The sequence below is a fragment of the Cellulosimicrobium sp. MI9406 genome (assembly GCF_040595865.1).
Classification (GTDB): domain Bacteria; phylum Actinomycetota; class Actinomycetes; order Actinomycetales; family Cellulomonadaceae; genus Cellulosimicrobium; species Cellulosimicrobium funkei.
On record NZ_JALIZI010000009.1, the window covers coordinates 70,187 to 95,419 of the forward strand.

A 25,233-nucleotide genomic window follows, 5' to 3' on the forward strand; every position below is an offset into this window, starting at 1 on the left:
AGGGTGGGTGCACGTGGCAGCCCCAGTGATCGCCGTGGTCGGCGGAGGACAGCTCGCACGCATGATGGCCCCCGCGGCCGGAGAGCTCGGCGTGCACCTGCGCGTGCTCGTGGAGGCCGCGGACTCGTCCGCGGCCCAGGTCGTCGTGGACGCGCCCGTCGGCGTCGCGTCCGACGAGGCCGCGGTGCGCTCCCTCATCGCCCCCGCGGGCGCCGCCCCGGCGGACGTCCTGACGTTCGAGCACGAGCACGTCCCGAACGCGCTGCTCACCGACCTCCTCGAGCACGGCACGCCCGTGCGCCCGGGCCCGGACGCGCTCGTCCACGCCCAGGACAAGATCGTCATGCGCCGCCGGCTCACCGAGCTCGGCGTGCCGTGCCCGCGCTGGGCCGCGCTCCCCACGGACCCGACCGCGGCCCGGGCCGCGCTCACCGACTTCCTCGCCGAGGTCGGGGGCGAGGCCGTGGTGAAGACGGCGCGCGGCGGGTACGACGGCAAGGGCGTCCGCGTGGTCTCGGCCGCGGAGAGCGGCCCCGAGCAGGTGGCGGAGTGGATCGAGTCGGCCGCGACGGACGGCCCCGAGCTCCTCGTCGAGGAGAAGGTCCCGTTCACGCGCGAGCTCGCCGTGCTCGTCGCCCGGCGCCCGAGCGGCGGCGCGGACGGGCGGGGCGAGGTGCGCACCTGGCCCGTCGTGGAGTCGATCCAGCGCGACGGCGTGTGCGCCGAGGTGATCGCGCCCGCGCCCGGCCTCACCGACGCCGAGGCGGAGCGCGCACGCGACGCCGCCGTGCGGATCGCCGAGGGGCTCGGCGTAACGGGGGTGCTCGCGGTCGAGATGTTCGAGGTCGCAGGGGAGGAGGGCCCGCGCGTGCTGGTGAACGAGCTCGCGATGCGCCCCCACAACTCCGGCCACTGGACGATCGACGGCGCGGTGACGAGCCAGTTCGAGCAGCACCTGCGCGCCGTGCTCGACCTTCCGCTCGGCGCCACCGCGTCGACCGCGCGCTGGACCGTGATGGCGAACGTCCTCGGCTCGACCCTCGACGAGCTCACCGACGCGCTGCCCGACGTCCTCGCCGCGTTCCCCGACGCCCGGGTCAACCTCTACGGCAAGGGCGTGCGCCCCGGGCGCAAGCTCGGCCACGTCAACGTGAGCGGCGACGACCTGGACGAGGTCCGGCGTCGGGCCCTGGCCGCCGCCGCGATCCTGCGGGGCGAGCACCCCGCGACCGACCCGAACGAGGAGCGCGCATGAGCCAGAACCCTGTCGTCGGCATCGTCATGGGGTCGGACTCCGACTGGCCCGTCATGGAGGCCGCCGCCGACGCGCTGGCCGAGTTCGACGTGCCCGTCGAGGTCGACGTCGTCTCCGCCCACCGGATGCCCGTCGAGATGATCGACTACGGCCGCACCGCCGCGGAGCGCGGCCTGCGCGTGATCGTCGCGGGCGCCGGGGGAGCGGCCCACCTGCCGGGCATGCTCGCCGCCGTCACGCCCCTGCCCGTCATCGGCGTCCCCGTGCCGCTGCGCCACCTCGACGGCATGGACTCGCTGCTGTCGATCGTGCAGATGCCCGCGGGCGTCCCCGTCGCGACGGTCTCCGTCGGCGGCGCGCGCAACGCGGGCCTGCTCGCCGCGCGCATCCTCGCCGCGGGCACCGACGACGACGCCGCGCGGCTGCGCGAGCGCATGGTCGCTTTCCAGGCGGACCTGGGAGACCAGGCGCGCGCGAAGGGCGCCCGGCTGCGTGCGTCGCGCGCCGGCGGGCAGCGCACCGGCTTCGGAGCCTGACCGACACGCCACGGGTTTCTGCGCCGGGCGGGTGCCGGGTTAGCCTGCGGGAGCCTCCCGCGACGCGGGGGCGAGGCCTGAGACGGCCGGAACGGGTCGGTCCGACACCCCTCCGGAGAACGCGCACGTGGCAGTACCGCACCTGTCCTACGGGACGACGCCGACGGCGTCGTCCTACGCGACCCCGGAGACCGTCGCCCCGCTGACGGGCCTGGTCCCCCGGCACGCCCGCCCCCGAAGTGTCCCGGCCCGGGACGGCTACCGGCACGACCTCGACGGGCTGCGTGCGCTCGCCGTGGTGCTCGTCGCCATTTACCACGTCTGGGTCCACCGGGTCTCGGGCGGGGTCGACGTCTTCCTCATGCTCTCCGGGTTCTTCGTCGGCGGGAGCCTGCTGCGCTCGTTCGCCCGCGGCACGCCGGTGCGGCTGCGAACGTACGTCCCGCGGCTCGCGCGCCGGCTCTTGCCCGCGCTCGCCGTCGTGCTGGCCGCGGTCCTCGTCGCGAGCGCGACCCTGCTGCCACGGACCCGCTGGACGGGCGTCTCCGGCGAGACGCTCGCGTCACTGCTGTACGTGGAGAACTGGCGGCTCGCCGCCGCCGAGCAGGCCTACGGCGCCGCGGACGCCACCCAGAGCCCGCTCCAGCACGTGTGGTCGCTCTCGGTCCAGGGCCAGCTCTTCGTCGGGCTGCCCGTCCTGCTCCTGATCGTCTGGTGGCTGGCGGGCCGTGCCGGCGTCGAGCGGCGGCTCGTCGTCGTGCACGCGACCGTGGTCGTCCTCGCCGTGGCGTCGTTCGTCCACGCGGCGCTCGGTGTGCGCGCCGACCAGGCGTTCACGTACTACGACACGTTTGCCCGCGCGTGGGAGTACCTCGTGGGAGTGGTGCTCGCGGTGCTCGTGGCGCGGGTCCGTCTGCACGGCCGGTGGGCCGTCGTCGTGGGCTGGGTCGGCGTGGCCCTCGTCGTCGCGAGCGGGGTCCTGGTGGACGGCGGGGCGCTGTTCCCGGGCCCCGCCACGCTCGTCCCCCTCGCCGGCGCGGCGCTCGTCGTCGTCGCAGGCGCCTCGGCGGGCCACGCAGCGCCGGCGGGATCCGTGTCACGTCTCCTGGGTAAGCCCGCCGTCGCACGTGCCGGTGGCTACGCGTACGCGTTCTACCTCTGGCACTGGCCGGTGCTCGTGTTCGCCGTCGTGGTGCGGGACCGTCCCGTGGGATGGTTGGCGGGGGCCGGCGTGCTCCTTCTCTCGGCCGTGCTCGCCGCACTGACGAAGCACTTCGTCGAGGACACGCTCCGTCGGCCTCAGCGTGTCTTCACCGGGCTACCCGCAGCGCGGGCCTGGGGGGCGACGCGTACCGTGGTCGCGGCGGTCACCGCACTCGTCGCGTTGACGCCGATCGCGTGGAACGCCCATGTCGCGTGGGTCCAGCGTGCCTACGAGGGGGCGGTCCGGGACATGGACGTCACCGTCTACCCGGGCGCGCTCTCAGTCCTCGAGCCGGGCGTGTACGGCGCTTCGCCCGTCCACCCGGTGCCCGCGCTGGAGACGGTGGCCGAGGACACGTCACGTGTCGTCGCCGACGGTTGCATGACCGGGAACGGGGAGAGCGACGTCAAGCAGTGCTCGTACGGCCCCGCCGAGGCGTCGACGGTCGTCGCTCTGGTCGGCGCCTCGCACAGCGAACACTGGTTCGCCGCGCTCGAGCCTGTGGCCGAACGGCGCGGCCTTCGCATCGTGCCGGTCCTCAAGGCCGGGTGCCTCTTCATCGATCCCGTGGACGGTACGGGGGACGGCGAGTGCACGACCTGGCAGGGGCAGGCTCTCGACTACGTCCTGTCGATCAAGCCCGACCTCGTCATCACGACCTCCACGCGCCCGTCCCTGTCGGAGGCGCCGCGCGAGGTCGTGCCTGACGAGTATGTCCGCGCGTGGGAGCGTCTCGCCGAGCACCACATCCCGGTCGTGGCCATCCGCGACAACCCCTGGTTCCCGGTGTGGATGCCGGACTGCGTGGCCGTTCACGGCTGGGAGTCGGACGAGTGCGCATTCGCCTGGAGCGACGTGCTGGACGACGTCGACCCCGCCGTCGACGCTGTCCAGGACCTCTGGAACGCGACAGCCCTCGACCTCAACGACGTCCTGTGCCCCGAGCGTGTCTGCCGCGCGGTCCAGGGCAATCGCTTCGTGTACCGCGACGACAACCACCTGACTGCGACGTACGCGGTGACGCTCAGTCCGGTCCTCGAAGAGCGGCTCGGCGCCGCGACCGGGTGGTGGTGAGCGCTACCGGGGGAGGCCGCCCACCTGACCGGGCGCGAGGTTGCCGTCCCGGATGTCGACCCAGAACTGGCCGACCGTCTCGGGGTCGAGCTGCACGGTCGACCCCAGGTTGCCGCCGGGGCGGAAGTCGGGGTTCGAGATCGGCGGGGTGCCGGTGATGCCGTCGGGCCCGTTGGCCTTGCGGAAGGCGAGCGCGAGCTTGCCGAGGTCCACGATGCCGGTCTTCTCGTCGACGGTGAGGGCCCCGAGCCCGGAGTCGAGCAGCGAGACCTGGTCGCCCGGGCGGAAGAGGATGCCGGGGTCCGCGGCCTGCGAGCTGATCGCGCCGATGACCTGGCGCTGACGCTCGGCCCGTCCGATGTCGCCCTGCGGGTCCGAGTACCGCATGCGCGAGAACGCGAGCGCGGTGTGCCCGTCGGCCACGTGGCAGCCCGCCGTCCAGACGAGCTCGCTCTTCGGGTCGTCCACGTCGTAGTCGAGGCACAGCTCGACGCCGCCGACGGCGTCCACGATCCCCTCGACACCGCCGAACCCGACCTCGACGTAGTGGTCGACCGTGAGGCCGGTGAGCTGCTCGACGGTCTGCACGAGCAGCGCCGGACCGCCCCAGGAGTACGCCGAGTTGAGCTTGCTCGACCCGTTGCCCGGGATCTCCGCGTACGTGTCGCGCGGCAGGCTGATGAGCGCGACCGGGCCGCTCGGCGGCGCGTGGAGGACCATGATCGTGTCGGTGCGGGCGCCCTCGGTGCCGTCCTCGCTGATACCGTCCCCCCGCGCGTCCGACCCGGCGAGCAGGTAGGTGTTGCCCGCGGTACCAGGAGCGCCGGAGAGCGCCTCCACGTGCTGGATCTTGCCGTTGGCCCAGATGAGGAGGCCGACGGGCCAGGCGAGGAGCGCGACGATGACGACGCCGGCGACGAGCCCGACGATGCGGCCCTTGCGGACGCGGAAGCCGCCGCCGGGACGGGACGCGCCGGCAGTCGACGGCGAGCGGCCGTCGCCGGGGCGGCCGGGACCGCCCGGGCGCGGACGGGACACCGGCGCGGGGCCCCGTCCCGGGCTCGCGGTCGCGGCGCGCGCGCTCGCGTGCGGGGACGACGAGACGCGGGCGGGAGCCGAGCGCTCGGGCGACCGCGTCGGGGCGACGGACGGGGGCAGCGCCGAGGCCGCGGGCTCGTTCCGGGGGCGCGTGCGCCCTGCGGGCGGCGCCGGGGGCGGGGTGCCCTTGCGGGCGGGGGTCACGGGGATCTCCCGCGAGGACTGACGCCGGATGCGCGGCTCGGCCCGGACGGCGTCGTCGGGCACGGGTCGGGCCGGCGGGCGGGGGCGACCGCTGTTCCCGACGGCGATCGCATCGTCGGCCGAGGTGGGCCGGGGCGAGCGGCCGCCCTGGGGCGTGAAGCTCGGGGGCAGCGAGCGGGGGTCGCGGGAGTCGGTCATGGGATCACCCGCACTGCGCGGTCTCGTCGGCGGCGGAGAACGCCTCCTTGCCGGCTTCCTTCGTCTGCACCGGCGCGGGCTCGTCCGCGGCGGTGCCCGGCGCCGGGGCGTCGTCGCCCTCGGCGGCCGGCGGCGCGTCGGTCGCGGCGTCGTCGGCCGGCTGGTCGGCCGCGGGTGCGGGCGCGACGACCGGCTCGTCCGCGCGCACCTTCGCCCACAGCTCGTCGGCCTCCGGCGTCCAGACGACCTTCGCGTCGGGAGCCCGCGGGTCCGGCGCGTGGGGAACGGTCATGAAGGTGATGTTGCCACTCGACGTGCCCCGGAGGCTGAAGGCGAGCCCGGCGAGGCTCGGGATCGACGAGAGGTTGTCGCTCATCGTCAGCGACCTGGTGCCCGCGTCGACGAAGCCATAGATCTGGCCGAGGTCCGAGAGCACGTTCTTCGACAGCACCTGGTTCACCGTCGCGGCGAGGAGCTGCTGCTGCCGGCCGATGCGGCTGAGGTCCGACCCGTCGCCCACCCCGTACCGGGCGCGCGCGAAGCCGAGCGCCTGGGCGCCGTCGAGCGTCTGCCACCCCGCGGCGAGCTGCAGGTCCGCCTTGGGGGAGTCGATCGCCTCGGGGATGCACATGCGCACCCCGCCGATCGCCGACACCATGTTCTGGAAGCCCGCGAAGTCGACGACGACGAAGCCGTCGACGAAGACGTCGGTGAGGCTCTCGACGGTCCGCACCGTGCACGCCGCCGCGGAGTCGACGTCCCCGCCGACCGTCGCCCCGTTGGCGAAAGCGGCGTTGAAGCGCGTGTTCGCCGGCGCGGTCGTCTTCCCGTTCGTCGTGGTGCACGCCGGCACGTCGACGCGCGAGTCGCGCGGGATCGAGATCATCTCCACGCGCGAGCGGTCGGCGGACACGTGCACGAGGATCGTCGTGTCCGAGCGCATGCCCTCGACGCCCTCGACCTCGTGGCCGTTCTCCCCGCCGCGCGCGTCCGACCCCATCACGAGGATGTTGAGCGGCTTCCCGGCGTTCGGGTCGCTCGGGTCCGGGGTGGTCTGCGCGGGACGGTCGTCGAGCAGGTCGAGCGCGCCCGACGACGTGATGTTGCCCTGGATGTTCGACAGCGCCGACGCCCCGCCGACCGCCCCGAACGCGAGCGCCGCGGTGGCGACGAGACCGACCGTGCGCGCCACACGGTGCGAGCGCTGCGTCCGGGCGTGCGCGGGCCCGCGCGCCGACGAGGCTGCCGCCTCGGCGCGGTCCTGGGCACGGGTACGGGACGTCACGGGAGTCGAGCATAGGCCGCGCGTGCATCGTCCCCGCGCGCGGCCGGGGCTCAGCCCGTAGAGGACTTGTGCAGGTCAGCGCGCGCTGGTGCCGTCCTTCTCTGGTGCGTGCCGTTCGACGGCCGCACCGTCCTCGGAGGCTTCGTCGTGCTCGAGGGAGTCGTCCACGCGTCGGAGTTCCGCTTCGGCAAGGCTCAGTTCGCGCGTCAGCACCGTCAGCTTGCGCTCGAGCAGCGCGGAACGGCGATGGCTCGTGGCGATGTAGCTGACGAAGGCGATGACCAGCGCGTAGAGCAAGAGATCGGTGCCTCGACCCACGCCGAGGGCGTTCGCCAAGTAGGTGAGCCACTCCGGGAAGATCACGGAGAGCACCGCGACCACGACGAACCCGACGAGAAGGAGCCGTCGGATCGCTTGGTGCCGGGCGTTCGCGGTCGAACGGGTGAGCAAGATGGTCACGACGCCGATCGCGACGACGAGGAGGACCTGGATGAGCATGTGCGTGTCCCTACTTGAAGACCAGGTCGACGAGGATGTTGACTGAATTCCACAGCGACTGACCCTTTGCGCGGGAGTAGTCGGTGTAGAGGACGTGCACGGGATGCTCGCCCCAGGGCAGACCCGTCCGTCCGAGCTGGAGGACGATCTCGCTGGCGTGGGCCATCCGGTCCTGGTGGAGGTCGACGCCCGCCGCTGCGTCTGAACGGATGACCCGGAGGCCGTTGTGCGCGTCGGTGAGACGGAGGCCCGTGCTCTGGTTCGTGAACCAGACTGCAGTGCGCAGCACCAGGCGCTTGATCAGTCCGGGCTTCGTCCGGTCGTCGAGGAAGCGGGAGCCGAAGACGATCGCCAGGTCGTCCTGGCGCGCTTGTTCGACCATCGAGAGGGCATCCTCGACCCGGTGCTGTCCGTCGGCATCGAACGTGACGATGTAACGGCAGCCAGCCTGTTCTCGGGCGAACTCGATGCCTGTCTGGAGCGCGGCACCCTGGCCGAGGTTGACGGCATGGCGAAGGACCGTCGCGCCCGCGCCGCGCGCCCGCGCCGCCGACGAGTCCGAGCTGCCGTCGTCCACGCAGACGACGTGGCCGAACACCGTCATGGCGTTCTTCACGACGTCGGCGATGACCGTCGCTTCGTTGAACAACGGGATGACGAGCCACACGTCGTCCTGCGGGTCGGGCCGGGTGGCTGCGGCGCCCGCGGTCACGGCGTCCGGTGGATGCATGGCGATATTGTCGCAGGAGCTGCGGGCTCCTCAGGACCTTCGTCGCTCGTCCGGGCCTCAGGCCGAAGGTAGCCTTGCCCACGCCACGTGCCGTTACAGTGATGCGGCGCCCTGTGGCGGGCCTGCCCCACTCTCTACCTAGGAGCCGCACGAGCATGGGTGTTCGCATCGCCCCCAGCGCCGACGTCGCCGACGACGCGTCGATCGGGGACGGCAGCCAGATCTGGCATCTCGCGCAGGTGCGCGAGGGCGTCACGATGGGGGAGGCGTGCGTGGTGGGTCGCGGCGCCTACATCGGGACCGGGGTCCGCATGGGGCGCCACTGCAAGGTCCAGAACTACGCGCTCGTGTACGAGCCGGCGTCCCTCGCGGACGGCGTCTTCATCGGTCCCGCGGCGGTGCTCACCAACGACACCTACCCGCGTGCGGTCAACCCCGACGGCTCGCTGAAGAGCGCCGACGACTGGCACGCGGTCGGCGTGACGATCGGCGAGGGCGCCGCGATCGGCGCGCGGGCGGTCTGCGTCGCACCCGTGACGGTCGGGGCGTGGGCCACCGTCGCCGCCGGGGCGGTGGTCACCAAGGACGTCCCCGACCACGCGATCGTCGTCGGGGTGCCCGCGCGGCGGGTCGGCTGGGTGGGTCGTGCCGGCCAGCCCCTGCGGCCGGAGGGCGACCACTGGGTGTGCCCGGTGACGGGCGCCCGCTACGAAGAGCACGACGAGTCCATCAGAGAGGTTGCGGCCGAATGAGCCAGACACTGATCCCCGCGGCGAAGCCGATCGTCGGGGACGACGAGCGCGCGGCAGTGGACCGCGTCCTGCGCAGCGGGATGATCGCTCAGGGCCCCGAGGTCGCTGCGTTCGAGCAGGAGTTCGCCGACGTGCTCGTCGGCGGGCGCACGTGCGTCGCCGTCAACTCCGGGACCTCCGGGCTCCACCTGGGCCTCCTCGCCGCGGGCATCGGCCCCGGCGACGAGGTCATCGTCCCGTCGTTCACGTTCGCGGCGACCGCGAACTCGGTCGCGCTGACCGGTGCGACGCCGGTGTTCGCGGACATCGAGCCGGACCACTTCTGCCTGTCGCCCGACGCGGTGCGCGCCGCGATCACCGAGCGCACCAAGGCCATCATGCCGGTGCACCTCTACGGCCACCCCGCGGACATGACGGCGCTGGGAGCGGTCGCCGAGGAGCACGGTCTCCTCCTCTTCGAGGACGCCGCCCAGGCGCACGGCGCGACGCTCGACGGTCGTCCGGTCGGCTCGTTCGGCACGTTCGCGATGTTCAGCCTCTACCCGACGAAGAACATGACGTCGGGCGAGGGCGGCATGGTGTCCTGCGCGACCGACGACGTCGCCCGCAACGTCCGGCTGCTGCGCAACCAGGGCATGGAGCGTCAGTACGCGAACGAGGTCGTCGGCTTCAACGCCCGCATGACCGACGTCCACGCCGCGATCGGCCGGGTCCAGCTCACCAAGGTCCAGGGCTGGACCGCGGACCGCCGGCGCAACGCCGCGTTCCTCAGCGCGAACCTCGAGGGTGTCGTCACGCCGCCCGTCGCCGACGGCGCGGTGCACGTCTACCACCAGTACACGATCCGGGTCGCCGACGACCGCGACGGCGTGGTGACCGCGCTCCGGGAGGAGCACGGCGTGGGCTCGGGCGTCTACTACCCGATCCCCAACCACCGGCTCGAGAGCCTGCGGCACTTCGCGCCGGGCCTCGACCTGCCGGAGACCGAGATCGCGGCGCAGCAGGTCATCTCCCTGCCCGTGCACCCGTCGCTCACCCAGGCCGACCTCGACCGTATCGTCACCGCGGTCAACACCGTCGTGAAGGCAGGTGCGTGATGGCCGACCTCCGCGCAGGCCTCATCGGGCTCGGCGCCATGGGACGGCACCACGCCCGGGTGCTCCGCGAGATCGACGGCGTCGACCTCGTGGCCGTCGCCGACCCGGGCGGCGACCCCTACGGCGTGTCGGGTGACCTCGACGTCCTGCCCGACGTCGAGGCGCTGATCGCCGCCGGGATCCAGATGGCCGTGGTCGCGGTCCCGACCGTCTTCCACGAGGACGTGGCCCTCGCCCTCGCCGCCGCCGGTGTCCACACCCTCGTCGAGAAGCCCATCGCCGCGACGAGCGACGCCGGGCGCAAGGTCGCCGCGGCGTTCGAGGACGCCGGGCTGGTCGGCGCCGTCGGGCACATCGAGCGCTTCAACCCCGCGCTCCAGGAGCTGCGACGTCGTACGGAGGCCGGCGAGCTCGGCGAGGTCTTCCAGATCGCGACGCGGCGCCAGGGACCCTTCCCCGCGCGCATCGCCGACGTCGGCGTCGTCAAGGACCTCGGCACCCACGACATCGACCTGACTGCCTGGGTCGCGCAGAGCCCGTACCGCTCGGTCGCGGCGCAGACGACCCACCGCAGCGGACGCCCGCACGAGGACATGGTCACCGCCACGGGCCGGCTGGAGAACGGCGTCGTGACCAACCACGTCGTCAACTGGCTGTCGCCCATGAAGGAGCGGGTGACGATCGTGACGGGGGAGCGCGGAGCGTTCGTCGCGGACACCGGCACCGCCGACCTCACGTTCTACGCGAACGGCGTCATCCCCACGGAGTGGGAGGCCGTCTCGGCGTTCCGGGGCGTCTCCGAGGGCGACGTCACGCGCTACGCGTTCGCCAAGCGGGAGCCGCTCCGCGTCGAGCACGAGGCCTTCCGCGACGCCGTCCTGGGCGAGCGGCAGGACGTGGTGACGATGCGGGAAGGGCTGCGCACCCTCGAGGTGGCAGAGGCCGTCCTCGAGTCGGCGCGCTTTGGCCGCGCCGTGCACATCGCCGACGACACGGCGGAGTGAGCCAGCGTGGCACGTGTCGGCGGCCCGCCCCGCCCTCTCCTGGTCTCTCGCATCTTCGCCCCGGAGCCCGCCGCCGCGTCCTTTCGGCTGTCGGCTCTCGTGGGCGCGCTCGTCCGGTCCGGCGCCTCCCCGACCGTGCTCACCGTGTGCCCACCGCGAGGCCAGGAGGCCGGGGACGACGCCGGTGCCGACGTGCGTCGGTTCCCGGTGCTGCGGGACGCCGAGGGCTACGTGCGGGGATACGCCTGCTACCTCTCGTTCGACGTGCCGGCGTTCTTCCGGGTCCTGTCGCTGCGCCGCCGTCCGGACGTCGTCGTCGTCGAACCGCCACCGACCACGGGCGTGGTCGTGCGCATCGCGTGCGCGCTGCGGCGCGTCCCGTACGTCTACTACGCCGCTGACGTCTGGTCCGATGCCACCGAGTCGACCGATGCGCCGCGCGTGGTGCGCCGCGTCGTCCGGGCGATGGAGTCGTTCGCGTTCCGCGGTGCGTCCCGGGTGCTCGCGGTGTCCGACGGGGTCGCCGAACGGGTCAGCGCTCTGGGCGGCCGAGACGTCGCCGTCGTGCGCAACGGGATCGACACGACCGTCTTCCGGCCCGTTGGCCCGGAGACCGTGGAACCGGGCGCGGCCGAGCAGGGGACCGCCAGCCGTCCCACCCTCGTGTACGCCGGGACCGCCTCGGAGTGGCAGGGGGCGTCGATCTTCGTCGCCGCCTTCCGCAAGGTGCTCGCGACGGTGCCGGACGCGCGGCTGGTGTTCCTCGGCCAGGGGTCGGAGTGGCGGGAGATCGAGCGGGTCGCTGCTCAGCTCCCCCCGGGTTCTGTCGAGCTCCGCGGCAGCGTCCCCCCGGCAGAGGCCGCCGCCGCGCTCGCATCAGCGCGCGCCGGGCTCGTCAGCCTGCGCCCTGGGCTGGGGTACGACTTCGCGTTCCCCACCAAGGTGTTCGCCTCCGTGGCGTGCGGGACGCCTGTCGTCTTCGCGGGCCCGGGTCCAGCGCATCGGGCCGTGCAGGACGAACGCCTCGGCTGGGCGACCGACTACGACGAGGACCAGGTGGCGGCCGCCATGGTCGCGGCGCTTCGTGACGCTCCCAGCGCGGAGCGACGGACGGAGCTCGCCGACTGGGTGCGCCGGAACGCGTCCGCCGAGGCGACCGGGCGTCGAGCGGCCGAGCTCGTGCTCGACGCGGCGACACCCACCTCGCGCCGTCGCTGACCGGCCGCGTCGCGCCCGACTGCCCGTCGCACGGTGCCGGGTCTCGGGCGCACGATCAGCCGCGGCCGCGGCCGCGGCCCGCCCCGAGCAGGCCTAGGAGCGCCCCGCGGTCCGGGACGGCCACGAGGACGGCCCAGAGGGCGAGGTAGGCGGCGGCCACGACGACGCTTGCCCCGACGGAGAGGTCGACGAGGGCCACGACGACAGCGAGCAGCACGGCGAGCACGAGCACCACCCCGTGGCGCAGGGTCGGGGAGAGCCAGGGCATCGACTCCTGACGCGCGACGCTCGCGGTGAGCCAGACGAGGGCCAGGACGTTCCCGGCGAGGACGCCGACGGCGACGGCGGCAACGCCGAACCGCGGACCGGCGAGCGCCCACACCGCGATTCCGAGCGCCGTCGCGGCGAGCGAGACGGTCGTGGTCGTGCGGATACCGACGGGTGAGCGCACAGCGAGGGCGTTCGTCACCGGCATGCGTGACGTCAGGCAGAGCATGGCGGCGGCGAGCACGGCGAGGAGGGGCACCGCTCCGGAGTAGCCGTCGGGGTAGAAGAGAGCCACGAGAACAGGGCTGAGGGCGGCGATCATGCCGAACCCGGCCAGGGCGAGCGCGGAGACGCCTCGCGTCGCGCGGTCGACGACCTGCCGGAAGCCGGTGATGTCGGAGCGACCCACCGCAGCGCCCATCGCGGGGACGACCACCATCGCGATGGCCGTGGACACCATCGACAGCGGTGTGGCGATGGAGAGCGCCGCCGCGTAGAGGCCGGCGTCGTCGGGCGACCCGAGGATCTTGGCCGCGACCATCGACAGCTGGAGGAAGCCGCCGCTCGCGACCGCGCCCACGCTCCCGATGGCGATGAAGCGCCGGAGCTCCGTGCGCAGCTCCCGGGAGATCGGGCCTGAGCGGCGCGGCCAGGTGATCGCTGCGGCGGCCCCGTAGCCGAGGGCGAGCGGGAGGAGCACGAGGTCGTCGAGCTCGCGCAGGAGCACGAGCACGAGGAGAGCGAGCGCGACCAGCCCGGAGACGGCGTCGGCGACGACCGCCCGGCGAGCCCGGTAGGTGGCGAACTGTACGGAGCGGCCAAAGATGTAGGCCGAGTAGCCGACTGTCAGCAGCCCCGTCGCGAACGCGAAGAGCGCGCCGCGCTGGGTGAGGAGCCATGCCGCGACGCCGGCTCCGGCGCCGACTAAGAGCGCGACGAGCACCAGGTGCTTCGCGAGGTACCACGCGACGGCCTCGGGACGGTCCTGGGCCTCCTCAGGCCGGCCGCCGGCCCGGGAGACGAAAGTCGTCGCCGCCGTGGCGACCGCCTGCGGGTAGACCACGGCGGCGAACATCGCGGTGGAGAGCGCGCTCCCCACGACGCCCAGGAAAGCGGGGCCGCGGACGTTGCCGATGACGACGTTGTAGAGGAACCTGACGACGCCGCCCGTCACTGTCCCTGCTGTCGACAGGACCAGGTCGAAGCGGCCGGACCGCGCTCTCGTGCTCGTCGTGCCGATTTCCTCTTCCGACGACACGGCGGTGCTCAGACCGCGTGGCGGCGGAGTGCGTCCACGACGCGGACGGCGGCTGCGCCGTCTCCGTAGGGCGTCGCGTCCGTCGCCGCCGGCGTGGGACGGAGCACCGCCTCGCGGACGGCGCTCTCCGAGTTGGCCAGTACGTTCCACCCGAGCTCGACGGTCTCGACCCACTCCGTCTCCGTACGGATCGTGGTGCACGGCACGCGCAGGAGGAACGCCTCCTTCTGGAGGCCGCCCGAGTCCGTGACCACGCCGGCGCTCCGCGACACGGCCGCCACGAGCTCCGGGTAGGGCAAGGGGGCGGTCGGCACGATCGCCCCGCGGGCGAGCTCCAGGCCGGCCGATGCAGCCTTGGCGACGAGCCGTGGGTGCGCGAGGAGGAGCACGGGTCGGTCGAGTCCGGCGAGGGCGCGGAGGACGAAGTCAAGACGCGCGACGTCGTCGGTGTTCTCGGCCCGGTGGATCGTCGCGACGTAGTAGTCGCCGTCGTGCCATCCCCGGTCTGCCACCACCACGGGCTGGTGGTCGGCCCGCCTCGCCACGAGGTGGAGGACGTCGGTCATGACGTCGCCCACGAGCTCGGAGCGGTCGGCCAGACCCTCGGATCGGAGATGCCCCATGGCGACCTCCGTGGGGGCGAGGCAGAGGTCGGCGGCGTGGTCGGTGAGGACCCGGTTGTGCTCTTCGGGCATACGGCGGTTGAACGAGCGCAGTCCCGCCTCGAGGTGGGCGACGGGTGCCCCGAGCTTGACCGCCGAGAGTGCTCCAGCGAGCGTCGAGTTCGTGTCGCCGTAGACGAGGACCCAGTCGGGACCCTGCTCGGCGATCACGTCGTCCATCCGGGCGAGGATGGCGCCGGTCTGCTTCCCGTGGCCGGCGGAGCCCACCTCGAGGTGGACGTCCGGGGACGGGATCTGGAGGTCGCGGAAGAAGACGTCGGAGAGCATGGGGTCGTAGTGCTGGCCGGTGTGCACGATGACATGCTCCACGTCGTCGTGAGCGGCCATCGCGGTGGCGACGGGCGCGAGCTTGACGAACTGCGGACGGGCTCCCACGATGCTCATGACCTTCACGGGGTCGCAGTCTACTGGCCTGGGCGAGAAGCCCGACCAGCCGCTCCCACCGCCCCGCTAGAGTGCCTGCGTGAGCACTCGTCCCAGGATCCTCTGCCTCTCGTTGTCGCCCATCCACCGTGATGCGCGGGTGCTCCGCCAGCTCGAGGTGCTCGCCGCTGCCGGAGACGTGACGACGGTGGGGTACGGTCCGCGCCCGGACCTCGCCACGGAGCACCTCGAGATCCCGCAGAACCTCACGTCGCTCCCGCAGACGCCGCGTGGCGTCGCGCTGCTTGCCGCGCGGCGGTTCCGGGCCGCCGAGCTCGCGGCACCCGCGGTCGCGGAGGCACAGCGTCGGCTCCAGGGCCACCGGTTCGACCTCGTGGTCGCGAACGAGGCCCGGGTCCTCGCTCTCGCCTTCGATGTCGCGCACGGCGCACCGGTCTGGGCGGACATGCACGAGTGGGCTCCGGAGGAGCGGACGCAGGTGCTCTCCTGGCGGCTGCTCGTCGCGCCGTTCATGACTCACCTCTGCGCGACGTACCTCCCGCGCGCAGCGGCCGTGACGACGGTCGGAGGCGCGATCGCGGAGCTGTACCGAGACCGCTTCGGGGTCGAGGCGCAGGTGATGCGCAACTCGTCGCCCTGGCGGGACCTGCATCCGTCACCCACGGACGGTTCGCCCATCCGACTCGTCCACAGCGGCGGGGCGGAACCGAGCCGGAACATCGAGACGATCATCGACGTCGTCCGAGAGCTCGGTCCTGGCTTCACGCTCGATCTGCTCCTGGTACCTGCGGCCGACGGCGGAAGGTACCTGGGCACCCTGAAGGAGCGCGCGAAGGGTTGCGACCGCATCACGTTCCGGGACCCTGTGCGACCCCACGAGCTGCCGGACGCCCTCAACGTCTACGACGTCGGTGTCCACTGGATCCCGCCGACGCAGACCAACGCGCGCCTCGCCCTCCCGAACAAGTTCTTCGACTACGTCCAGGCGCGCCTCGCTGTCGCCATCGGGCCGTCTGTCGAGATGGCGACGCTCGTCGACAAGTACGGGCTCGGTTTCGTCAGCGAGAGCTTCGAGCCTGCTGACTGCGCGGCGTCGCTCCGGGCGCTCGACGCCGAGTCCGTGCGCGCGGCGAAAGCAGCGTCGGACGCCGCGTCTCGGGAGCTGAGCTTCGAGGCGGACGCGGCGGTCGGTGCGGGGATCATCGAGCGTCTTCTCGGGCCTCGAGGGGCCTCTCCAGGCTTGTAGGCTTGCCCCGCGCTCGCGCGCCCACCCCTTCCACCCAGCAGGACGAGAGAATCTCCATGCGTATCGCCGTCGTCGCACTCGGCAAGATCGGTCTTCCCCTGGCGGTCCAGTTCGCGGATCGCGGTCACGAGGTGGTGGGGGTCGACATCAATCCTGAGGTGGTCGAGTCGGTCAACTCCGGGCGCGAACCCTTCCCGGGTGAGGCGCAGCTGGCGGAGAAGCTGGCGCTGCTGGTGCCCGACGGGCGGCTCCGCGCCACGACCGACTACGCCGATGCCGTGCCGGGTGCCGACGCGGTCGTCGTGGTGGTCCCGCTGTTCGTCGACGAGGAGACGGCGCAGCCCGACTTCGCGTGGATGGACTCGGCGACGCGCTCGCTCGCGGAGCACCTCACGCCCGGGACCCTCGTCTCGTACGAGACCACCCTCCCGGTCGGTGTGACGCGCAACCGGTGGAAGCCGCTGCTCGAGGAGGTTTCCGGCCTGGTCGAGGGGAGCGACTTCCACCTCGTCTTCTCACCGGAGCGCGTGCTCACCGGGCGCGTCTTCGCGGACCTCCGCCGTTACCCGAAGCTCATCGGCGGTCTCGACGCCGAGGGTGCGCGGCGCGCCCGCGAGTTCTACGAGACGGTGCTCGAGTTCGACGAGCGCGACGACCTGCCGCGCCCGAACGGCGTGTGGGACCTGGGCAGCGCGGAGGCGGCGGAGCTGGCCAAGCTCGCCGAGACGACGTACCGCGACGTGAACATCGGGCTTGCGAACCAGTTCGCAGTCTTCGCCGATGCGCAGGGCATCGACGTGCACGCGGTCATCGAGGCCTGCAACTCCCAGCCCTACAGCCACATCCATCGTCCCGGCATCGCGGTCGGCGGGCACTGCATCCCCGTCTATCCCCGCCTCTACCTGTCCGTCGACCCCGACGCCTCGATCGTCCGGGAGGCACGTCGCGTCAACGCCGGGATGCCGGCTCAGGTCGTCGAGTCCGCCGCGAGGACGTTGGGGAGCCTCGACGGACTCACGGTCGCGGTGCTCGGCGCAGCCTACCGGGGCGGGGTGAAGGAGACCGCCTTTTCCGGGGTGTTCCCGACCGTCGAGGCGCTGGCCGCTCGGGGGGCGCGAGCCGTCGTGCACGACCCGATGTTCTCGGAGGAGGAGCTCGAGGCTCTGGGGCTGACGCCCTACCGGCTCGGCGAGCCCGCGGACGTCGTGCTGGTCCAGGCGGACCACCGTGAGTACCGCGACGTCGTCCCGACCGATTTCCCGGGCGTGCGGCTGCTCGTCGACGGCCGTCGGCTCGTCGACCTCTCCTCGTGGCACGGGGTCGCCCGCAGCGTGCTGGGTGCGGGTACGCCGGTGGGCACTGACTGATGTCCTGGTGGGACCTGATTCCCGCCCTTCTCGCGTCGGCGGCCCTCTTCGTCCTCCCCGGGACCGTCGTGCTCCGGCTTGTCGGCGTCCGCGGGCTGTACGCGTGGGCGGGCGGCCCCGCGGTCGGCGCCGCGATCCTGGGGCTCGGGGCCGTAGCCTTCGGACGTCTCGGAGTTCCATGGACGCTGGCGAGCGTCCTCGGACTCGTGGCGGCGTCCTGGGCGGCCGCTGCGCTGGTCGGGTGGGCCGGCCGACGCGTCCGGTTCGGGTGGGGCCCCGACGCGACCCGCGCCCAGGGTCTCGCCGTGGTCGGCTCTGTCGCGATCGTGACCCTGTTCCTCGCGTGGAGCATGAAGGCCGGCATGGCGCGACCCGACGCCCTGCTCCAGCAGTGGGACGGTGTCTTCCATCTCAATGCCGTCGCCACCGTCCGGGACACGGGTAACGCCTCGTCTCTCGGTGGTCTCTCCCCGATGTACGGGGACGGCGGCAGATCGATCTTCTACCCCGCGGTGTGGCACTCCGTCGTGGCGGTCACCCCATGGGCCTCGATCCCGGCTGCCGCCAACGCCTCGTCGCTCGTGCTGGGCGCCGGCGTGTGGACGGTCGGCCTCGCTGGTCTGGCGCGCGCCGCTTTTCCGTCCCGCGCGCTCGTCGCGATGCTCGCACCGGTCCTCGCCGCAGCGTTCATCACGTTCCCGAGCTGGACGTTCAGCACGTCGGGGCAGTGGCCGAACGGGTACTCGGTGGCGCTGCTCCCCGGTGTGTGCGCACTCGTGGTGCTCGCCACCCGATCCGGACAGTCACCGTGGCAGTACGTGGTCGGGCTCGCCGTCGCCGCTGTCGCGGCGCTCGGTGCCGTGCTCGCGCACGGCAGCGCTGTCTTCGCGCTCGTCGCGCTCCTCTCCGCCCTGGTCGTCGGCCGGGGTGTGCGGGCCCTGGTCCGGCAGTGGCGGGGCGGTCACGCGATCACCGCGACGGTGCTGGGTGCTCTGGGTGTCGCGGCGGCGGTGCTCGTGGTCGTGGTGGCGGCGCGTACCGGAGCCTTCGACTCGGTGCTGAACTACGACCGGCCTGGTCGGATGAGCTCGTCCGATGCCTGGAAGACGACGCTGCTCGCTTTTCCCCCGGCGGAGCGACCTTTCCTCAGCGTCGGGTTGCTCGCGGTCATCGTGGTCGGCATCGCCGGGACCTTCGTGCTGAAGGAGGGTCGTTGGCTCGTCGTCTCCCTGCTCGCCGTCGTCTGCCTCGTCGTGCTTGCGGCGGGACCCGAGAACGCGTTCCGGTGGTTGAGCGGGTTCTGGTACAGGAGCCATGTGCGCATCAGTGCTCTCCTCCCGGTCCCTGCCGCGCCGCTGGGCGCGGTTGGCATCAGCGTGCTCGCGACAGGCGCTGCCCGCGCCCTGCGCCGAAGCGGCAGGCTCGTCTCACCGCGGCGGGCGGCCGTCGTGCAGGGACTCGTCGCGGGCGTGGTCGTGGCCCTTCTTCTCGTCTCGACGTCGGGACTCAGGGCCGGGGAGCGGCGAGACTCGTTCGCGGCCGCCTACCAGCCGGGAGTGGTTGCCTGGGGCACGATGGTGACGCCGCAGGAACGCGAGATGCTGGACGAGATGGACACGACTCTGCCGGACGACGCCGTGCTGCTCGGTGAGGCTCTCACAGGAGCCGCCTACGCCTATGCGCTTGCCGGGGTGCCCGTGGTCTTTCCCCAGATCGGCGGTGCGGGCTCCTCGGACGACCAGAACTACCTGCGCGAGCACTTCCGCGACATCCACGAGGACCCGCGGGTCTGCGAGATCGTCCGCCGGCTGGGCGTCACCCACTTCTACTCCGAGCCCCCCGCCCAGGTGCAGGGCACGAGCATGGGGAAGCGTTCCCCCGGCCTCTTCGACGTGGACACCTCCACCGGTTTCGTGGAGGTGTTCTCGTCCGACGTCACGACGGTCTACCGGATCACGGCGTGCGAGGACGTGCAGGCAGGCGGCGAGGGATGACGGAGACCGCGCGCGCCGTCCGGGCGGCCGCCGACGTGACGCAGGGGCCGCGGGGCGGTTTCCGTGGCGACATCGAGGGGCTCCGTACCGTCGCGATCGTCGCGGTGCTGCTGTACCACGCAGGGGTGCCGGGCGCGGACGCCGGGTTCGCGGGAGTGGACGTCTTCTTCGTCGTGTCGGGCTTCCTCATCACCGGTGTCATGCTCCGGGAGATCGACCGCACGGGACGTCTCTCGATCGCAGGCTTCTACGCCCGGCGCGCGCGCCGGCTCCTTCCCGCGGCGGCCCTCGTGCTCGTCGTGTGCGCGGTGCTCTCCGCGGTGCTCCTGCCCCCCACGCAACGGCACGATGCGGGCTGGGACGTCGCGGCGGCGGCGGGCTACGTCGTCAACTGGGTCCTCGCCTCCCGGGCCGTCGACTACCTCGCGGAAGACGCAGGGGCGTCCCCGGTCCAGCACTTCTGGTCCCTCGCGGTCGAGGAGCAGTTCTACGTCCTGTGGCCCCTCGTGCTCGTCGCGGCGGTCCTGGTCGCGCGCCGGCTCGGCGGCACGGGGTACCGCGGTCCGGCACTCGTGCTCCTGACGGTCCTGGCAGGGGTCTCGTTCGCGTTCGCGCTGCTCGAGGACGGCAGCCCAGCGGCGTTCTTCGTGACGACGACCCGGCTGTGGGAGCTCGCCGCAGGGGCTCTCCTGGCGATCGTCCTGCCCGGTGTCCGGAGATGGCGGCCGCGTGCGCTCACCGCTGCGGGATGGGTAGGCGCGGTGCTGCTCGTGGCTGCGGCGTTCGTGCTGGCCGAGCCCCGTACGTGGCCCGGCCCGGCGACGCTCCTCCCCGTCCTGGGGACGGTGCTGGTGCTGGCGGCAGGCAGCGGTGGGCCGCGCGGAGCGCTGACTCGTGCGCTCGCCACGAGGCCGATGGTCTGGGTTGGCGGCCTGTCGTACTCCCTCTACCTCTGGCACTGGCCGCTGCTGGTCTTCGCCCGGGCCGTCTGGGGAGACATCGGGCCGCTGGAGGGTCTCGCGGTCGTGCTCGTCTCGGTGCTCCCGGCGTGGCTGAGCCTGCACCTCCTCGAGAACCCCGTCCGCACGGCGCCGTACCTCGCCGGCAGCACGAGGCGGTCGCTCGCGCTCGGCGCGATGCTCACCGCCGTCGGCCTGGTCGCCGGAGGGGTGCTCGCCGTGACGACCGACGCGAAGGCGCCCACGGAGGCGGAGCGCGCAGAGGCTCGCGGTGCGAGTGCGCTCCTGGCGGGCGATGCTGCGCTGCCGCCGCGGGCGCTCACCGGCTCCGTCCTCCCGACACCCGTGGCAGCGCCGAAGGACCTCCCGGTCGCGTACGCGGACGGCTGCCAAGCCGTCAAGGAGGCGACCGACCTCTCGACGTGCGTCTACGGGGATCCGGAGGGTACGACCACCGTCGCCGCGGTGGGCGACTCCAAGATGCTCCAGTGGCAGCCGGTGCTCGACCGGCTGGCGCGCGAGCAGGGGTGGAAGCTCGTCGTCCTGACGAAAACCTCGTGCGCCTGGACCGCGGCAACGCCCCACGTCGACGGCGAGCCGTACGACGAGTGCGTCGAGTGGAACCAGCGTCTCGACGAAGAGCTGGAGCGGCTCGACCCCGCCGTCATCTTGACCTCGCAGTACCAGAGCGACGCGATCGACCCTTCGGGAGGGACCTCGGTCGACGCCATGGTGGACGGGCTGCGCACGGTGTGGGAGTCGGCGCGCGCGCGGGGCGCGACGGTAGGCGTCGTGCTCGACAACCCGCACCCTGAGGGCAACGTCTACGAGTGCGTGGCGGCTCATCCGGACGCCCTGGTCGAGTGCGCGTTCGACCGGGACGCGGGGACGGAGCGATCGGCGGCGCCCGTGCAGCGACTCGCTGCCGACGGTGTCGACGGGGTCGAGGTGGTCGACCTGACCTCCGCGGTGTGCACGGAGACGTGCTGGCCCGTGGTGGGCAACGTGCTCGTCTACCGGCAGACGACGCACCTCACCCGGACCTACGTCGAGAGCACCCTGCCACAGGTGCGTGAGGCGCTGGCGCCGGTGCTCGCCAGAGCGGGTGCGGACGCCGATGAAGGGCTCGCGCCGTCCGGTAGCCTTGCTGCCCGTGCCTGACCACCACGCCCCGCGCCCCGCGGGCGCCGACCGCGTCGTCGCCGTCGTCGTCGCCTACAACCGCCGGGACCTGCTGACCGATGCGCTCGATGCGCTCGCTGCGCAGACTCGCCCGCTCGACGCCGTGCTCGTCGTCGACAACGCCTCAGACGACGACTCAGCCGTCGTCGCAGCGGAGCATCCGGTGTCCGCGACCGTCCTCGAGCTGTCGCGGAACACCGGGGGCGCAGGAGGCTTCGCGGCCGGCATCGCGCACGCCCTCGAGGCGCTCGAAGCCGACCTGGTCTGGCTCATGGACGACGACACGATCCCCACGCCTACGGCGCTCGCCGAACTCCTCCGCGCGCGAGACGCTTACCAGGGCCCGGTCGCGCTCCTCGGCAGCCGCGTCGTCTGGCACGACGGCCGTGACCACCCCATGAACACGCCGAGACAGCGTCCGGGGGCGTCCGGCACCCAGATCGCGCGCGCCCGGGCCGCGGGCGCCGTGCCCGTTCGGTCCTCGTCGTTCGTCTCGATGCTGGTCGACGGGCGAGCCGTCCGCTACCACGGCCTGCCGGTGGCCGACTACTTCATCTGGAACGACGACTTCGAGTTCTCGGCTCGCCTGCTCCGTCACGGGACCGGCCTGTACGTGCCGAGCTCCGTCGTCGAGCACCGCACGAGGACTTTCGGCGCGACCGACGCCGACCCAGGGGAGCGGTTCTTCTACGAGGTGCGCAACAAGGTGTGGATGCTCACGCGGTCCCCGTCCCTCTCGCCGGGTGAACGCATCCTCTACCTCGGCGCCTCGCTGCGCCGCTGGGGCCGGACGGTCGCCAGGTCGCAGGACCGCGATCTGCTCCGCACGGTCGGTCTGCGCGGGCTGCGCCGCGGCCTGCTCACCAGACCGCGGGCCACCTCCGTCGCGCTGAGCGGGGCAGGTCCGGTCACGCGCGACGTGCGCTGCCTCGAGACAGGGCGGCAGGACCAGAGCGGTGACTGATGTCCTGCCCGAGTTCTCGGTGCTCCTCCCCGTCTACCATCGCGACGTCCCGGCCCACCTCGTGCGCGCGGCGCGCTCCGTGACCGATGAGCAGGCCCTGCGCCCGGCCGAGCTCGTGGTCGTGCAGGACGGCCCGGTCGGCGCGCCGCTCGAACAGGCGCTCGAACAGATCCGGCGAGAGTCACCCGTACCGGTTCGTCTCGTCGTGCTGCCGGAGAACCGTGGGCTCGCCGAAGCGCTCGAAGCGGGCCTCCGGGCGTGCTCCCACGACATCGTGGCCCGGATGGACGCGGACGACGTCAGCCGACCAGAGAGGTTCGCGCGGCAGATCCCGTTCCTCGTCTGCGGCCACGACGTGGTAGGCACCGCGATCCAGGAGTTCGAGGACGACGAGGCCGACCCAGGGGCGGTGCGAGTCCCTCCGGTCGGCACCCAGGAGATCGTGCGGGCGGCGCGCCTGCGCTCCCCGTTCCACCACCCGTCGGTCGTCTTCCGCCGGGCCGCGGTCGAGGCTGCGGGTGGCTACGAGCACCTGGCGCTGCTGGAGGACTACTGGCTCTTCGCCCGCATGCTCCACGGCGGTGCTCGTCCGGCGAACCTGCCGGAGCCTCTGCTGCTCTACCGCGTCGGAGCGGGCGCGTACGCCCGCCGGGGCGGGGCGGAGATCCTCCGGTCCGAGATCGAGCTGCAGCGGCGATTCCGTAGGCTCGGCTTCACGACGTCGCTGCAGGCGGTGCGCAACGTGCTGGTCCGCGGTGGCTACCGCCTCGTGCCCGAGCCGATCCGTCGTCGCTCGTACCGACGTTTCATGCTGGGGCGGACGCACCACGGGACCGCTGTATGAGCTGGTGGCAGGCGGCCGACGAGCTGGCGCTCGCGCTGGCGTGGCTCGTCGTGCCCGGCGTGCTCCTCGGCTGGGCGATCGGGCTTCGCGGATCGTGGCGAGTGCTCGCCGCGCCCCCGTTGTCAGTCGCGCTCCTCGCGGCATGGCCGGTCGCCCTCGGAGCGGTCGGCGTGTCGTGGGACCGCCTGAGCGCCGCCGTCAGCGTCGCGATCACGGTCGCCGCTGCAGGTGTGGTGCTCCGACCTGTCCGGCAGCGCACCGCCGTCGGCGCGGTCGGAGTGCGGAAGAGCGACGTGTGGGCGGTCGTCGGGGTCGGGATCGCCGCGGTGGCCGCGGTGGTCGCGCTCCGGCGCGGGATCGGTGAGCCAGACCTGCCGCCCCAGACGTGGGACGGCGTCTTCCACCTCAATGCTGTACGGCACATCCTCGACTCCGGTGACGCGTCGTCACTCGACCTCGGGGTGGTCGCGAACACGGTCGAGGGGCGAGGCTTCTACCCCGGCGCGTGGCACTCCGTCGTCTCCCTGTCGACGACGGACTCGGTCGTCGTGGCGTCGAACGCGACGACGCTCGTGCTCGCCGGCCTCGTGTGGCCGCTCGCTGTCGTCGCGCTGGCCCGTGTCGTGACGCCGTCCTGGCCGCTGGTATCGCTCGCGTCCCCGGTCGCTGCCGCCGCTTTCGTCGCGTTCCCCGAGCGGATGGTCACCTGGGGGACGCTCTGGCCCAACGCGCTCGCCTACGCGCTCGTGCCGACGGCTGTCGCGCTCACCGTGGTCGCTGCAGGGCGGTCCCGCGGCGCACCACAGCGGACCCTGGTCGACCGGGTCCCGCCCGCCGCCGCCGCGGCGGCCGCCCTCGTGGCCGTGGCCCTGGCTCAGCCCAGCGGCCTCCTCGCGTACGCCGTCCTGGTCACGCCGGCTCTGGTCGCCGCGGCGGTCGTCGGGTTCCGCGAGCAGACGGCTCAGGGCAGGACGATTCGGATGATCGCGCTCCTGCTGTGGCTCGGCGGCTGGGCCGCCGTCTGGTGGGTTCTCGCGTCCAACGTCGGGGTGTACGACCGGCAGCGGACGAGCTCCGTCGCCGACGCGGTCGTCCAGGCCGTCGGCGACGGCGGGCTCGGGAGCGCCGGGACGGGCGGCTCGTGGAGCTGGGCTCTCGCCGTCCTCGTCGTCGCCGGTGCCGTCACCCTGTTCGTCCTCCGGCAAGGACGGTGGGCCGTCGTCTCGTACGCGGTGTCGCTCGGGCTCTTCGCGCTGACGGCAGACACGACCCTGGGGCTCCGGGACCTGCTGAGGCCGTGGTACGCGGACGTCGTGCGGCTGGCGGGTCTCGTACCGATCTTCGGCGCCGTGCTCGCCGGCACAGGGGTCGTCGGCGCCGCCGTCCTCGTCGGGCGCGCCGTGGCCTCTCGGTGGCCGGAGGCGCGCGCACGCACGACGGCCGTCACGACGGTCGGGCTCGTCGCGCTGCTGGTCGTCGGCACCGGCTGGCTGCGCCTCGACATGCGGACGGACGAGGTCTCCGGCGGGTACGCGGGTCCTGTCTACGGCGGCGCCACCAACATCCTCGCCTCGGCGGACGAGCTCGCGATGCTCGAGCGGCTCGGGGACGAGCTGCCCGAGGACGCGAGGATTCTCGGCGACCCCTTCACGGGGAGCGCGCTGGCGTACGCGGTCGGCGGGGTCGAGGTCGTGTACACGCACGTGCGGGGCCGGTGGGAGCCGGACGCGGCGTACCTGGGTCTGCACTTCGACGACATCGAGACCGATCCCGCGGTGTGCGCCGCGCTCGATCGACTCGGTGTTCGCTATCTCTACGTCGACCCGGACCTGTACTCCGTCGGGCATCCCGCCCACGACCTCTACGAGGGTCTGGACGCCGAACCGCCCGCCGGCGACTTCGCCCTCGTCGACGAGGGCGGCTCGGCGCGCGTGTACGAGATCCAGGAGTGCGGATGAACCTCCGGTGCGACCAGGAGGCTTGCCCGACGAG

20 protein-coding genes are annotated in these 25,233 nt (G+C 72.8%); 14 read left to right on the top strand and 6 right to left on the bottom strand.

Translation table 11 applies throughout. The annotated features are described in order from the left end of the window. Positions 1-13: 13 nt before the first annotated feature. The 3 genes from MT994_RS16600 to MT994_RS16610 all read left to right on the top strand — a co-directional run bounded on the left by MT994_RS16600 (position 14) and on the right by MT994_RS16610 (position 4,069). Positions 14-1,255: a 5-(carboxyamino)imidazole ribonucleotide synthase gene (locus tag MT994_RS16600; RefSeq protein WP_354807131.1), complete on the top strand. Its 1,242-nt coding sequence runs from the start codon at positions 14-16 to the stop codon at positions 1,253-1,255. After that, positions 1,252-1,791, top strand: a complete 540-nt coding sequence (purE, locus tag MT994_RS16605) for a 5-(carboxyamino)imidazole ribonucleotide mutase (RefSeq protein WP_074807746.1) — start codon at positions 1,252-1,254, stop codon at positions 1,789-1,791. The genes MT994_RS16600 and purE overlap by 4 nt, the downstream gene beginning before the upstream one ends. A 127-nt stretch (positions 1,792-1,918) precedes the next feature. Next, complete coding sequence (locus MT994_RS16610; RefSeq protein WP_354807133.1) at positions 1,919-4,069, top strand: acyltransferase family protein; 2,151 nt, start codon at positions 1,919-1,921, stop codon at positions 4,067-4,069. A gap of 3 nt (positions 4,070-4,072) precedes the next feature. On the opposite strand, the gene MT994_RS16615 is transcribed toward MT994_RS16610, so the two are convergent. The 4 genes from MT994_RS16615 to MT994_RS16630 all read right to left on the bottom strand — a co-directional run bounded on the left by MT994_RS16615 (position 4,073) and on the right by MT994_RS16630 (position 8,022). Continuing rightward, positions 4,073-5,509 (bottom strand): LCP family protein, encoded by a 1,437-nt coding sequence (locus MT994_RS16615; RefSeq protein ID WP_354807134.1) that lies wholly within the window; start codon positions 5,507-5,509, stop codon positions 4,073-4,075. Positions 5,510-5,513: 4 nt separating this feature from the next. Further along, positions 5,514-6,794, bottom strand: a complete 1,281-nt coding sequence (locus MT994_RS16620; RefSeq protein ID WP_354807136.1) for an LCP family protein — start codon at positions 6,792-6,794, stop codon at positions 5,514-5,516. 75 nt (positions 6,795-6,869) lie between these two features. Beyond that, positions 6,870-7,292 (bottom strand): DUF2304 domain-containing protein, encoded by a 423-nt coding sequence (locus MT994_RS16625; RefSeq protein ID WP_086150833.1) that lies wholly within the window; start codon positions 7,290-7,292, stop codon positions 6,870-6,872. 10 nt (positions 7,293-7,302) lie between these two features. After that, entirely contained in the window at positions 7,303-8,022 is a 720-nt protein-coding gene (locus tag MT994_RS16630; RefSeq protein ID WP_354807138.1) for a glycosyltransferase family 2 protein, read from the bottom strand. A gap of 155 nt (positions 8,023-8,177) precedes the next feature. Between MT994_RS16630 and MT994_RS16635 the strand changes: the two genes are divergently transcribed. The 4 genes from MT994_RS16635 to MT994_RS16650 are packed head-to-tail and all read left to right on the top strand — an operon-like array spanning position 8,178 to position 12,093. Next, complete coding sequence (locus MT994_RS16635) at positions 8,178-8,774, top strand: acyltransferase (RefSeq protein WP_021479751.1); 597 nt, start codon at positions 8,178-8,180, stop codon at positions 8,772-8,774. After that, positions 8,771-9,871, top strand: a complete 1,101-nt coding sequence (locus MT994_RS16640; protein WP_354807140.1) for a DegT/DnrJ/EryC1/StrS family aminotransferase — start codon at positions 8,771-8,773, stop codon at positions 9,869-9,871. Before MT994_RS16635 ends, MT994_RS16640 begins: the two co-directional genes overlap by 4 nt. Next, positions 9,871-10,875 carry a Gfo/Idh/MocA family oxidoreductase gene (locus tag MT994_RS16645; RefSeq protein WP_354807141.1) on the top strand — a complete coding sequence of 335 codons (1,005 nt, stop codon included), beginning with the start codon at positions 9,871-9,873 and terminating at the stop codon, positions 10,873-10,875. Before MT994_RS16640 ends, MT994_RS16645 begins: the two co-directional genes overlap by 1 nt. A gap of 6 nt (positions 10,876-10,881) precedes the next feature. Beyond that, a complete protein-coding gene (locus MT994_RS16650) occupies positions 10,882-12,093 on the top strand; it encodes a glycosyltransferase family 4 protein (RefSeq protein ID WP_354807142.1) in 1,212 nt (403 codons plus the stop codon). 55 nt (positions 12,094-12,148) lie between these two features. Here the strand turns inward: MT994_RS16650 and MT994_RS16655 are convergent, their stop codons facing one another. Both MT994_RS16655 and wecB read right to left on the bottom strand, forming a co-directional pair. Further along, entirely contained in the window at positions 12,149-13,534 is a 1,386-nt protein-coding gene (locus MT994_RS16655; protein ID WP_354807143.1) for a hypothetical protein, read from the bottom strand. 92 nt (positions 13,535-13,626) lie between these two features. Further along, on the bottom strand, positions 13,627-14,694 hold the full coding sequence (wecB, locus tag MT994_RS16660; RefSeq protein WP_354807144.1) for a UDP-N-acetylglucosamine 2-epimerase (non-hydrolyzing): 1,068 nt from the start codon (positions 14,692-14,694) through the stop codon (positions 13,627-13,629). A gap of 70 nt (positions 14,695-14,764) precedes the next feature. On the opposite strand from wecB, the gene MT994_RS16665 reads away from it, so the two are divergent. The 7 genes from MT994_RS16665 to MT994_RS16695 are packed head-to-tail and all read left to right on the top strand — an operon-like array spanning position 14,765 to position 25,199. Continuing rightward, on the top strand, positions 14,765-15,931 hold the full coding sequence (locus MT994_RS16665) for a glycosyltransferase (protein WP_354807145.1): 1,167 nt from the start codon (positions 14,765-14,767) through the stop codon (positions 15,929-15,931). Positions 15,932-15,987: 56 nt separating this feature from the next. Continuing rightward, on the top strand, positions 15,988-17,298 hold the full coding sequence (locus MT994_RS16670) for a nucleotide sugar dehydrogenase (protein WP_354807146.1): 1,311 nt from the start codon (positions 15,988-15,990) through the stop codon (positions 17,296-17,298). Beyond that, positions 17,298-19,292 (top strand): DUF6541 family protein, encoded by a 1,995-nt coding sequence (locus MT994_RS16675; protein WP_354807148.1) that lies wholly within the window; start codon positions 17,298-17,300, stop codon positions 19,290-19,292. Before MT994_RS16670 ends, MT994_RS16675 begins: the two co-directional genes overlap by 1 nt. Continuing rightward, positions 19,289-21,412, top strand: a complete 2,124-nt coding sequence (locus tag MT994_RS16680) for an acyltransferase family protein (RefSeq protein WP_354807150.1) — start codon at positions 19,289-19,291, stop codon at positions 21,410-21,412. The genes MT994_RS16675 and MT994_RS16680 overlap by 4 nt, the downstream gene beginning before the upstream one ends. Continuing rightward, positions 21,405-22,397: a glycosyltransferase gene (locus MT994_RS16685; protein ID WP_354807152.1), complete on the top strand. Its 993-nt coding sequence runs from the start codon at positions 21,405-21,407 to the stop codon at positions 22,395-22,397. The genes MT994_RS16680 and MT994_RS16685 overlap by 8 nt, the downstream gene beginning before the upstream one ends. Beyond that, positions 22,390-23,241: a glycosyltransferase gene (locus tag MT994_RS16690; protein WP_354807153.1), complete on the top strand. Its 852-nt coding sequence runs from the start codon at positions 22,390-22,392 to the stop codon at positions 23,239-23,241. Before MT994_RS16685 ends, MT994_RS16690 begins: the two co-directional genes overlap by 8 nt. Next, the gene (locus MT994_RS16695) at positions 23,238-25,199 is read left to right on the top strand and encodes a DUF6541 family protein (protein WP_354807155.1); all 1,962 of its coding nucleotides are present in this window, start codon (positions 23,238-23,240) and stop codon (positions 25,197-25,199) included. The genes MT994_RS16690 and MT994_RS16695 overlap by 4 nt, the downstream gene beginning before the upstream one ends. The last annotated feature ends 34 nt before the right edge of the window (positions 25,200-25,233 follow it).